Source organism: Vibrio mytili, assembly GCF_000830505.1.
In the GTDB taxonomy this organism is placed as follows: domain Bacteria; phylum Pseudomonadota; class Gammaproteobacteria; order Enterobacterales; family Vibrionaceae; genus Vibrio; species Vibrio mytili.
The window spans coordinates 207,074-218,315 of sequence record NZ_JXOK01000037.1; the positions used below are offsets into that span (position 1 = coordinate 207,074).

Genomic DNA, 11,242 nt, shown 5'->3' on the forward strand with positions numbered 1-11,242 from the left:
CAAAATGACACAATCCCAGTTTATCCCTTGCATGCTTATCCGTGGTGGCACGTCCAAGGGCGCTTATTTTCTCGCCAGCGATCTTCCTCAATCTCCAGAACTAAGAGATCAACTACTGATTCAGATAATGGGGTCGGGAGATGTTCAACAAATTAACGGTATTGGTGGCGGTACCACTTTGACGAGTAAGGTGGGAATTGTTTCTCGCTCTGATTCAGAAGATGCTGAGTTGGATTACCTTTTTGCACAAGTTGGCGTTGAAGAAAAATTAGTCGATACCAAACCCTCTTGTGGCAATATTTTATCAGGTGTTATCGCTTTTGCCTCTGAAAAAGGCCTAATCGAACTTGCTGATGGCACGACGACCGTGCGGGTTAAGAACGTCAATACCAATACAATTATTGATGTAACAGCAGAAACGCCTAACAAATCCCTGAAGTTTGACGGTAGCACTACTATCGATGGGGTTCAGGGAACGGGTTCTCCAATTCTTCTCAACTTTCTTGATGTTGGTGGCGCAAAAACAGGCAAATTATTCCCTACAGGTTCAGTTCGAGAGACGATTAATAATATCGACGTCACTTGTATTGATGCTGCTGTTCCCATGGTCCACATTCCAGCTCAAGCTCTTGGGCTGATAGGTAATGAAACGAAGTTCGTTATCGATAGTAATCAGGTATTGCTCGATAAGATAGAGGCTATTCGTATTATCGCGGGTGAAAAGATGGGATTAGGTGATGTGCGCGCAAGTGTGATTCCTAAGGTGTCCATTGTTTCTCCTCCCCATCATGGCGGCACCATCACATCTCGCTATCTCGTACCGCATAATTGCCATGCCAGTCACGCGGTCACGGGGGCTATTTGTGTGGGAGCCGCGAGTTTAATCGAAGGAACGGTTACTCATCAGCAAGCCAGCGGTTCTTCTGAAACGGTAATGATTGAACATCCCAGCGGAAAAATAGATGTCAAATTGGTTTTGCTTGAAGGTGAACATGAACCTGTTATCGCCCAAGCGGCGCTCATAAGAACCGCAAGGCCATTATTTAAAGGGGATGTCTACGTCGCTTAGCAATAACTTATCGCCCTCTGTTTTGAACTTAAGCCAAATTTGAGAAATATGTATCACTTTTGTTAAAAGACCGTGTTGGTGTCAGTCTGGTGACAGCTTGAGTATTTACGGTGGGCATATCGCAATGAAGCGATTCAAAGTAATCAACACTGCCATAAAGGACTTGAGGAGGCGCTATGCTGCTTAACAACTACTTCAATAAAACGATGTTACGCATCAGCGGACAGCTAGCATCCGCTGCGTTAATGACATTTTCTTTTACGTCACCAGTGAATGCAGACTCGGTGAGTTTTGAAGGTGAACGTATTCAAATGACAGTACCTTACAAAGAAGGTGGAGGTACGGATACTTGGGCTCGATTTTTTGGCCCTTATTTCACTCAATATCTTCCTGGTGAGCCAGTCGTTGTAATTAAGAATGTACCGGGTGGTGGCTCAACCAAGGGCGCAAACCAATTTGCACGACGTGCAAAAGATAATGGTTTGGATGTATTGGCAAGCTCAGCATCGACACAGTACACCTATCTGCTAAATGACCGTCGCGTAAAGTATGACTATAACGACTGGAAAGCGGTACTCGCTACACCGACTGGAGGGGTGGTATACATCAGCCCGGATGAAGGCATAAAAAATGCGGAGCAGTTTGTTGAAAATTTGGACAAGCTGAAATTTAAATATGCGAGCCAAGGTGCCACTACCATTGATCTTGTCCCTCTGTTGGCACTTGATTTACTCGGCGCCGATGTACAAGCCGTATTTGGTATGAAGGGACGCGGCGCTGGACGTTTAGCATTTGAACGAGGTGAAGTAAATTTAGATTCACAAACGAGTTCTGCTTACTTGAAGAAAGTCGTGCCACTGGTTGAAGAGGGCAAGGCGATTCCACTGTTTAGCTTTGGTGTTATTGATGCGCAAGGCAAGCTTCAACGAGATCCAAATTTCCCCGATATTCCTCATTTTGGAGAAGTATATCAGCTAGCCAAAGGGGACATAGATAGCTCGAAAGGATTTCAAGTTTGGCGATCGTTTTTTATCGCAGGATTTGTCGCGCAGAAAGTTTTCTTTTTACCTAACTCGACTCCGCAAGGTATCCAGCAAGCTTGGAGTGAATCAATGGCTAAGCTGGTGGAAAACCCTGAATTTCAACAACGAGCTGAAGATATGTTAGGGAATTATAAGCAGCTTACGGGTTTGGAGGCTGAACAAGCGGTTGATTCCATTCTCTCTTTAGATGAAGAGAGCAAAGAGTGGGTAGCCAACTGGCTGAAACAAAAATACAACACCAGACTTTAATATTTTCAGAATTCCACCCCTTAACAAGACATAAACTAGCGGAAAACAGTGTGACGCGCTGTTTTCCTTTCTAAGCACCCCCGGTCACATCAATTGCAAGTATGTACCGTCTATCGTGCACTGTGAACTCACAAGGATTCTATTATGTTTAGTGAATTACTTGCCGCTTTGCAGACAATTTTAACTTTGCACCATCTAAGCTATATGCTCGGTGGCGTGTTATTAGGTCTTGCAATCGGTATCTTCCTGGGTTGGGAGGTATTGCCGGCTTATCATTGTTACTACCATTTTTATACGGCATGGACCCTGTTTCGGCACTTGCGATGCTAATAGGTTTAGTCGCGGTTATTCCTACTTCAGATACGTTTACCTCCGTATTAATGGGAATTCCAGGCTCGAGTGGCTCGCAAGCGACGGTTCTGGATGGTTTTCCAATGGCCAAAAATGGGCATGCGGCTCGCGCTCTGTCAGCGGCTTTTGCTTCCTCGCTATTCGGAGGGTTATTTGGTGCCGTGGTTCTGACGGGCTTTGTCCTGATTGCTCGTCCGGTCATTCTTGCTTTTGGGTCAGGTGAACTCTTCATGCTCACCTTACTTGGTTTAACCATGGTGGGGTCACTTGCCGGAAAAAGCTTAGTTAAAGGATTATCTGCTTGTGGATTAGGTGTGTTGTTAGGCAGTGTCGGTAGTGCCCAGCGACTGGTGAGTATCGAATGACATTTGATAACTTCTACCTGATGGACGGGATCCCTTTGGTGGTCGTGGGGTTGGGGATTTTCGCCTTACCAGAGATTATCGATCTATTACGCCAGAACAAGCCGATTGCGAATGCGAGCAAGTTAGGCTCTGGCTGGCTCATGGGTGTTAAGGACTTCCTTGCCAACAAGTGGCTTGCCGTACGATGCAGTGTGATTGGCTGTATTATCGGCGCTCTGCCTGGTTTAGGTGGGAGTGTCGTGGATTGGATTGCCTATGGCCACGCGGTTCAAACGACTAAAGATAAACCAAATTTCGGCCATGGTGATGTCAGAGGTGTTATCGCGCCAGAGTCATCCAATAATGCAAAAGAGGGAGGAGGCTTAGTCCCAACATTGCTGTTTGGTATCCCGGGCTCGGGTGGTATGGCAGTATTTCTTGGTGGGATGGTTTTGGTTGGTTTAGAACCAGGCCCTGCTATGGTGAGTACCGATCTCGATGTTACCTATACGATTATCTGGTCACTTGCACTTGCTAACGTGTTTGGTGCAGCAGCCTGTATGCTTATTTCTCCTTGGGTAGCGAAGTTAACCACGGTACGTTATGCCTTATTAGCCCCTTTTATGGTCATGGTTATCTGCTTTGCTGCATTCCAGGCTACGAGAGATTTGGCCGATCTCGTCACTTTGCTTGCAGTTGGTGTACTTGGGGTGTTAATGAAACGGTTTGATTGGCCAAGACCTGCATTCTTAATTGGTTTTGTCCTTTCTGCTGGGATGGAAACCTACTTATATCAAGCCATACAGTTTGATGGTATTGAGTTTTTACTTCGCCCAGGTGTGATGATCATCGGTACGATTACGCTGCTTTCACTGATATTTATGATTCGTCAAAATATGAAAAAAAGCAACGAAGTGACAACCACAGCAAAAGTGCCAACTCGTCGACCTCAAGTGATTTTTGCGGTATTGGTTAACCTCGCTTTTGCTTACGGTATTTATGACGGTTATCAACAAAGTTTCTTAGGTGGGATATTCCCAATTGTCGTTGCAAGTGGCATGTGGCTGTTGTCTGCAATAGTTGTTGTGCAGCTTTTAACGCGTCCAGAAGGTTCCCCTGTCTACTTTGACAATGAGTATGAACAAGGATATGCCCACGATAGCAATACGGCTTCCATCATGCATTATGTTTACTGGATTGCTGGGCTCGTAATAGGCAGTTACTTAGTTGGTTATGTTATCTCTATTGCGATTTTTTTCTGTGCATTCTTAATGAACAAGGCCGGAATGAGCTTGTGGCGATCACTTGCAACGACGGCTGCAGCTTCAGGCTTCTTGCTTGGCCTAACCCACATCATGTTGCTTGATTTGCCTATTGGTCTGTTACAAGAAACTGTTTCTTTACCTTGGCCGCTGGGCTAAAAAGGAGAGCGTTATGCCAATAAAAACCATCATTATGCCATTTGCTTCTCAGGAAGACGGTAAGCACAGACTGGAAGGGGCATTAAACGTGGCCCAATTCTTTAGCGCTCACCTTGATGTGTTGCACGCACAAGTGGGGGCCGAGAAGCTAATGCCGAGTGAAAAACGCCTGATTTCCAGAAAGTTTTACGATCAGATAGACAAAATTGTTCGCGATTACGTGAATGATGATATGTCACAAGCCAAGCAAAGCTTTGAGCATCTATGCCAAAAGTTTGGGATCGATGAACATCAGTCCGATTCCCAGCAAACGAGTGCCAAGTGGCATGACATCTTTGGTTATCGTGGAGAAATTGTCGCAGAAAGAGGCAAGGTTTCAGATCTAATCATCATCCCTCAATCTCTTAATGGACAAACAAGTGTCAGTTTTGAAGCTGCAGTGAGTCACGGGGGAAAGCCCATATTGATCATGCCAAGGCAGCAAACTCATTTTTCACCCGAGACGGTCATGATTGCATGGAACGGTGATAAACCTGCTGCAAATGCAGTCAATAGTGCTCTCCCTTTGCTTAGAGAGGCTAAGCAAGTTGTGGTGGCCACGAGTGAGAAGTACTTACACAATAAGCCAACACAAGAGGATCTTGCTCGCTATCTAGCGCGGCATAATATAGATGTTGAGTGTATTACGTTTACTCATAAAAGCAGAAATACAGGATCCCAGTTACTAGAAGTTGCTTCTGAGATTAATGCTGATGTTCTAGTGTCGGGGGCTTTTGCTCACCAAAAGCTTCATCAGAAAGTTTTTGGTGGTGTTACTCAAAAGTTACTCACACGCGCTAAAATTCCGCTTTGGATGATGAGTTAATTTTTATTTTGTCAGTTAGATGACAGGTTGATCTGTTAATTTATAAACATGGCTGGTTAGCAATTTATCCGTCCGCCCAAGAAAATCTGCAAGGTTCAAAATCTCCTTCCTTGCGTCGCTAACCAGCCTCACTTTTTTAAGCTGCTTAATGTAACGTTAAGCAGCTTTTATCATTTTGGAACAACAGTAGTGAACTGTAATGATTACGTCGCCTCCAATCAACATACCTCCACTTGATTACGGACCCTATATTATCTGAGCCATGTTATCTAAGTTGTTCTCTTATCTACCCAATGAAACTGTTTTTAGAAGACTATACGACCTACAACTCCTCTAATTCGGAGGTTGAAAAATAGCTCTCCCTACTCAGTTGATACGACGCCCACGCAGGACTCTTTCTCTGGAGATCGTTGTAATTCTCAGGTCAAAGATTCATTAGTGATGCTTTCAAACAAAAAGCCCCAGAACCAAAAGTCGGAACTGGGGGCAGATAAACGCATCTTACTCAACACAAACCATTTTAAGATTTAAGCCCGGCAGCGGTCATCAGTAGTCGAAAACCCATAGATACGATACCAAGTGCGACAACACTTGCAGCCCAGATACCGATCATCCAGGCCCATTGTTCGATTCCTTGTTTCATTTTCATCATTCGCTCTCACAATTGGATTAATGGTAGGCTTCGTCTTCTTTCACTTTTCCAGAAAACACATAGTAACTCCAGAATGTATAGGCAAGTATTATCGGAATGATCAGCACCGCACCAAATAACATAAAGCGTTGACTTATCTCCGGAGCTGCCGCATCCCAAATTGAAATATTAGGTGGAATAATATTCGGCCAGATACTAACCCCAAGTCCAGCGAAGCCCAAAATGACGATGATTAATGCCATAAGAAATGGGCTGCGTTCTTTGTGTTTTCTTACCGAGTCAACAGTTTTGAAGCACACTAGACCCGTAATAACAGGTACAGGAAGCAAATAGAAAATATTAGGCGTAGAGAACCAGCGCTCAGCAATGGATGGAAACGCCAGAGGAGTCCACGCACTAACAATAATTAATGCAGCTATCATCACCGCTAGGGTTTTGTTGGTAAAACCGAACATGGTTTGTTGCAACTCGCCTTCGGTTTTCATAATCAGCCATGTACTACCTAACAGTGCATATGTTGCAATTAATGCAAAGCCACAGAAAATCGGGAATGGTGCCACCCAGTCTAGTTGTCCACCGACATAGACGCGACCCTCTACATCAAAACCTTGAATGACTGCGCCGACAACGATGCCTTGGAAAAAGGTTGTGCAGATTGAACCGACCATAAATGAACGGTCCCAAAATTGTCGATGGTTTTCCAGGGCCTTAAAGCGAAATTCAAATGCAACGCCACGAAAGATTAGTGCGATGAGCATGAGTGTTAGTGGAATGGTTAACGCTTCTATAATCACCGCGTATGCAAGTGGAAATGCTCCGAATAACGCAGCACCACCCAGTACAATCCAGGTTTCGTTCCCGTCCCAAACCGGGGCTACGGTGTTCACCATGACATCTTTATGTTTTTCGTTTTTAACAAACGGCATCAGGATGCCAATCCCCAAGTCAAAGCCATCCATTACAATGTACATAAGTGTGGCAAAAACGATGATCGCGAACCAAATCACGGATAAGTCAAATAGCATATTCTTTACCTTAAATTCTTAACTTGTGAGGTTAAATACGACCTGAAATTGTGCTCATTTCATGATGTTCGTGGTCTTTAGTCTCAGGGCCTTGTTTGATCTGACGAATCATATAGTAGTAGCCAAACCCAAACACCGCGCTGTAAACAACAAAGAAGCACAGGAGGCTAATGCTCATTTGTAAATCGCCATGAGCAGATACCGCATCATGAGTTTTCTGAAGTCCGTATACGACCCAAGGCTGACGGCCAATTTCTGTCGTGAACCACCCGGCAAGAATCGCGATAAGTCCAGTCGGCCCCATCAGTATTGAAAACTTCAGGAACCAGTTTGTGGTATAAAGCGCGTTTTTACGATGTAGCCATAGGCTGTAGAAGCCTTGTAAAATCATTAGCATACCAAGCGCTACCATGATTCTGAATGACCAGAACACCACGAGTGAATTTGGTCGTTCGTCTTTTGGAAAATCTTTTAGCGCTGGAATAGGCTCAGTTAAACTATGGCGTAAAATCAAACTGCCTAGTACAGGAATCTCAAGCGCGTACTCTGTTTTTTCTTTTTCCATATTTGGAAAACCAAACAGGATTAGGGGAGTGGGCTCACCATCTGCGTTTGACCAATGCCCTTCAATTGCGGCGATTTTTGCGGGTTGATGTTCTAGGGTGTTCAAACCATGCATGTCACCAATAAGTGCTTGAATTGGAGCAACAATGACAAGCATTCCTAGTGACATTGCAAACATTTTTTTAACTGCTGAACTGCGATTGCCTTTCAGTAAGTGCCACGCTGCCGATGCACCAACAAATAAAGCTGTACTCAGAAATGCCGCAACACCCATATGCATTAATCGATATGGAAACGACGGGTTGAAGATGACTTCAAACCAATCAACAGGAACGACACGTCCATCTACAATTTCGAAACCTTGCGGCGTTTGCATCCAGCTGTTTGAAGCGAGAATCCAAAATGTTGAGATGATGGTACCTAAAGCCACCATAGAGGTAGCAAAGAAATGAAGTTTCTCACCGACACGGTTCCAACCGAAAAGCATTACGCCAAGAAATCCTGCTTCTAGAAAGAATGCAGTTAATACTTCATAAGTAAGTAATGGGCCCGTAATGCTACCAGCGAAGTCAGCAAAACCACTCCAGTTAGTACCAAACTGGTAAGCCATAACTAAGCCAGATACGACACCCATACCAAAGTTTACTGCGAAGATTTTCGACCAGTAATGATAAAGGTTTTTGTAATCAGGATGACGAGTTTTCAACCATAACCCTTCAAGCACAGCTAAGTACGTGGCTAAGCCGATGGTAATTGCGGGGAATATAATGTGGAAAGAGACAGTAAAAGCAAACTGTATTCTCGCCAGCATAAATGCATCAAGACCAAACATAAACTTCCTATGAGCTTAATAATAATTTTAGGGTGCTATGTTAATCGCTGTTTTTGAGAGACTATAGATACAGAAAAAGGCTAGAAATATATAACAGTTTAAATCAGGTAGTGTTATTGTTTAATGGCGCTTATTTACTGATGAGGATCTAGTTTTGGCAAAGTATCAGGAGCTGGTGGAACAGTTGAAACGGCAGATTTTGTCAGGTATTTGGAACCCAGGTGACAAACTTCCTTCTTTACGAAAACAATCTGAGCATGCTGGAATGAGTCTGATGACCGTGCTCCATGCTTATCAGCTACTGGAGTCTCAAGGTTGGATCATTTCTCAACCACGGTCTGGATACCGTGTTGCACCGAGAGTGAAAGAGTCCAATGTTCAACAGACTCCGATGGCTGTATCTTCTACAGAGCAAGTCGATATCAACGAATTCATATTCGAAGTGCTTCAGGCTAGCAAAAACCCGCAGATGGTAAACTTTGGATTCGCGTATCCGAGCCCTGATTTATATCCTCGTTATCATGTGACTCGTGCCTTATCGGCTGCGGCGCGTCACATGCCGATCTCAAATTCGTTTGATAACCTGCCGCCGGGTAACGAGCAGCTGAGATCGATTATTGCCAAGCGCTATGCCGCAAAGGGGATTGAAATTTCTCCAGATGAAATCGTGATTACTGCAGGGGCATTGGAGGCTTTAAATTTGAGCTTACAGGCCTGTACACGTCAAGGTGATTGGGTGGTGGTAGAGTCACCAACATTTTATGGAGCTTTACAATCGTTGCAGCGCTTGGGGTTAAAAGCGTTATCTGTACGTACAGATCCAATATCAGGCATTGATCTCGATTCATTAGAGCGGGCTTTGCAAACGCATGATGTAAAGGCATGTTGGTTGATGTCTAACCATCAAAACCCGTTGGGCTTTACGTTGTCAGATGATAAAAAGAAACAGGTTGTTGATACTTTAAAGCGTTATAACGTCGCTTTGATTGAAGATGATGTTTATAGCGAGCTCTATGATGGGACGGAACCCATGAGTTCGATGAAAATGTATGATGATACGGGTAATACCATGCTGTGTTCATCCTTCTCAAAATCGTTGATTGCTGGTCTGCGTATAGGCTGGGTAGTCGCAGGAAAACGAGCGCTTGAAATTCAGAAATTACAGCTAATGAGTACTTTGGCAACCAGCGCCCCGATTCAGATGACTCTGGTTCATTACTTAACCAGCCGAAACTACGAGTTACACCTCAAACAATTACGTAAAAAGCTTGCTGAACGTAAGAAAAAAATGACTGAACTGCTTAAGTCACTCCTTCCCGATGAGGTGCGCATCGTCAGTCAAAGTGGAGGGTATTTTGTTTGGATTGAATTGCCAGAATACGTTGACACTATGCAGATATACCGTGAAGTGTTGCAAAAAAATGTCAGTATTACTCCCGGTAAAATGTTTAGTCCAACAGAACAATATAACCACTGTATTCGGCTTAATGCCTCTTTTGAACTCGATAAACACCATATTAGGGCGATAGAGGTTTTAACAAACAGTATTGTTTCGCAAATTTGTATACTCAAGTGATCTTAAAGTGCCGGATTCAGAGCGAATCAATTCTTGCTACACAAGCATCTAGAGCTTAGTTGAGCCTAGAGGCAGGGAATTGAGGAGGTAATAACTCATGCTATATGCTCATTGCCTCCTCAACGAATCTTACTCGAGCTTAGGTTTCAGTCAAAACACCAAGCTCGCGCGCTTGAGTGAGGGTTATTTGATCTGATACCAAGTTATGCAGGGTGGCTTCGGAGAGTTGCAGAACTTTGACATTGTCGGTCGGTGGTGAAACATGCACTTCGATCGTATTGTCTGACTCGCTGATACGCGACCACAAATGACGATCAACTACATACACATAAGCACCTTTAGGTAATTCTGGATTGTTCTTGGTCATCAAATTTAGCCACCAACTAGCTCTTCGTAGCCCTGCTTGACCTTCTATAGCTTGCAGTGTTTGCATCGACTGAGAACGGATTGCTTGCTGAGTCGCAATGGATACATCTAGTGCTCCAGGATAGCTTTCGCTAAATGGGTTGGTAAACAACCCATCATACGTTTACGAGTCATAGGACCTGTATCTTCAATTTTGCCATCGGCATAAGCATGAAGAACACCACGAGGCCATAGTTCTTACGAAAGTTCGGATATTCAGGGTAGTAGTAACCCTCTGGCTCTTCTTCGGCATTCAAATGATAAAGGTTACCAAAGAATTCATCGAAGCCATAGTTAGTCAGTAGGTGCTTGTCTTGATCACCTAAATGATTTTTACCAAATAGAGCTGTCATATAGCCTTGCTGCTTAAGTAAGTCAGCAATAGTTGGAGTCCAGTCAGCAATGCCTTAATCAGAGCCAGGCATACCAAGAGTTAACAAGCACTAACTCAATGGAGTAACAGGAGAGCTGTCTCTTTATAGAGACTGTAACCTTTGATTGTTTTGCTGTTTTATTGAACAGGACGTACCTTGGTGAACTAAAGTTCGTCAAAGGGTAAGTCATATATTGGGAAAGAAAAAGGCCAACGTAATTGTTGGCCTTAGATACTAATGCTAGGAAGTTAAGCACGATTACTTAGTAGTTGGTGCTGTTTTTAGTTTTTCCATTACAGAGTCCAGATTAAATGACGCTGGTGTTTGGCTCGGTGGAAATTCTTTAAATGTTTCTAAGAATTTCGCGACGTAGGCTTGTGCAGGCACGTATAAGTAAACGTGATCCAGCACCCAATCCCAGTAAATGTTTGAAGTTACATCAGCTTCTTCATAAGGATCAGAGCGTAAGTTT

The 11,242-nt window shown here is 43.9% G+C and carries 8 protein-coding genes and 3 pseudogenes; 5 read left to right on the forward strand and 6 right to left on the reverse strand.

Annotation, left to right across the window (positions count from 1 at the left end):
- The first annotated feature begins 4 nt into the window (after window positions 1-4).
- The 4 genes and pseudogenes from SU60_RS11005 (at window position 5) to SU60_RS11020 (ending at window position 5,342) form a co-directional block, all read left to right on the forward strand.
- The gene (locus SU60_RS11005) at window positions 5-1,069 is read left to right on the forward strand and encodes a 4-oxalomesaconate tautomerase (RefSeq protein ID WP_041155537.1); all 1,065 of its coding nucleotides are present in this window, start codon (window positions 5-7) and stop codon (window positions 1,067-1,069) included.
- Window positions 1,070-1,245: 176 nt separating this feature from the next.
- Window positions 1,246-2,361 carry a Bug family tripartite tricarboxylate transporter substrate binding protein gene (locus SU60_RS11010; protein ID WP_041155538.1) on the forward strand — a complete coding sequence of 372 codons (1,116 nt, stop codon included), beginning with the start codon at window positions 1,246-1,248 and terminating at the stop codon, window positions 2,359-2,361.
- 299 nt (window positions 2,362-2,660) lie between these two features.
- Window positions 2,661-4,477, forward strand: a pseudogene (locus SU60_RS11015) (tripartite tricarboxylate transporter permease).
- Between the two features lie 13 nt (window positions 4,478-4,490).
- Complete coding sequence (locus SU60_RS11020; RefSeq protein WP_041155539.1) at window positions 4,491-5,342, forward strand: universal stress protein; 852 nt, start codon at window positions 4,491-4,493, stop codon at window positions 5,340-5,342.
- Between the two features lie 520 nt (window positions 5,343-5,862).
- On the opposite strand, the gene SU60_RS21360 is transcribed toward SU60_RS11020, so the two are convergent.
- From SU60_RS21360 to SU60_RS11030, 3 genes are read right to left on the reverse strand one after another with little or no spacing between them, the layout of a single operon-like run.
- Entirely contained in the window at window positions 5,863-5,991 is a 129-nt protein-coding gene (locus SU60_RS21360) for a DUF2474 domain-containing protein (RefSeq protein WP_084735760.1), read from the reverse strand.
- A gap of 20 nt (window positions 5,992-6,011) precedes the next feature.
- A complete protein-coding gene (cydB, locus tag SU60_RS11025; RefSeq protein ID WP_041155540.1) occupies window positions 6,012-7,019 on the reverse strand; it encodes a cytochrome d ubiquinol oxidase subunit II in 1,008 nt (335 codons plus the stop codon).
- 31 nt (window positions 7,020-7,050) lie between these two features.
- Complete coding sequence (locus SU60_RS11030) at window positions 7,051-8,415, reverse strand: cytochrome ubiquinol oxidase subunit I (protein WP_041155541.1); 1,365 nt, start codon at window positions 8,413-8,415, stop codon at window positions 7,051-7,053.
- A 154-nt stretch (window positions 8,416-8,569) separates the two neighbouring features.
- Between SU60_RS11030 and SU60_RS11035 the strand changes: the two genes are divergently transcribed.
- The gene (locus SU60_RS11035) at window positions 8,570-9,991 is read left to right on the forward strand and encodes an aminotransferase-like domain-containing protein (protein ID WP_041155542.1); all 1,422 of its coding nucleotides are present in this window, start codon (window positions 8,570-8,572) and stop codon (window positions 9,989-9,991) included.
- Between the two features lie 139 nt (window positions 9,992-10,130).
- Here the strand turns inward: SU60_RS11035 and SU60_RS11040 are convergent, their stop codons facing one another.
- From SU60_RS11040 to SU60_RS11050, 3 genes and pseudogenes are all read right to left on the reverse strand, one after another.
- Window positions 10,131-10,508, reverse strand: coding sequence for a hypothetical protein (locus SU60_RS11040; RefSeq protein ID WP_041155543.1), 378 nt, complete (start codon window positions 10,506-10,508; stop codon window positions 10,131-10,133).
- A gap of 5 nt (window positions 10,509-10,513) precedes the next feature.
- Window positions 10,514-10,836 (reverse strand): annotated as a pseudogene (locus SU60_RS11045) (sulfatase-like hydrolase/transferase); the annotation flags it as partial.
- A gap of 192 nt (window positions 10,837-11,028) precedes the next feature.
- Window positions 11,029-11,242: pseudogene (locus tag SU60_RS11050) on the reverse strand (arylsulfatase); the annotation flags it as partial.

Bases quoted from the DNA above. Each gene is read 5' to 3' on its own strand.
- SU60_RS11005 (WP_041155537.1), top strand. From the start codon at position 5: ATGACACAATCCCAGTTTATCCCTTGCATGCTTATCCGTGGTGGCACG.
- SU60_RS21360 (WP_084735760.1), bottom strand. From the start codon at position 5,991: ATGAAAATGAAACAAGGAATCGAACAATGGGCCTGGATGATCGGTATC.
- SU60_RS11020 (WP_041155539.1), top strand. From the start codon at position 4,491: ATGCCAATAAAAACCATCATTATGCCATTTGCTTCTCAGGAAGACGGT.
- cydB (WP_041155540.1), bottom strand. From the start codon at position 7,019: ATGCTATTTGACTTATCCGTGATTTGGTTCGCGATCATCGTTTTTGCC.
- SU60_RS11010 (WP_041155538.1), top strand. From the start codon at position 1,246: ATGCTGCTTAACAACTACTTCAATAAAACGATGTTACGCATCAGCGGA.
- SU60_RS11030 (WP_041155541.1), bottom strand. From the start codon at position 8,415: ATGTTTGGTCTTGATGCATTTATGCTGGCGAGAATACAGTTTGCTTTT.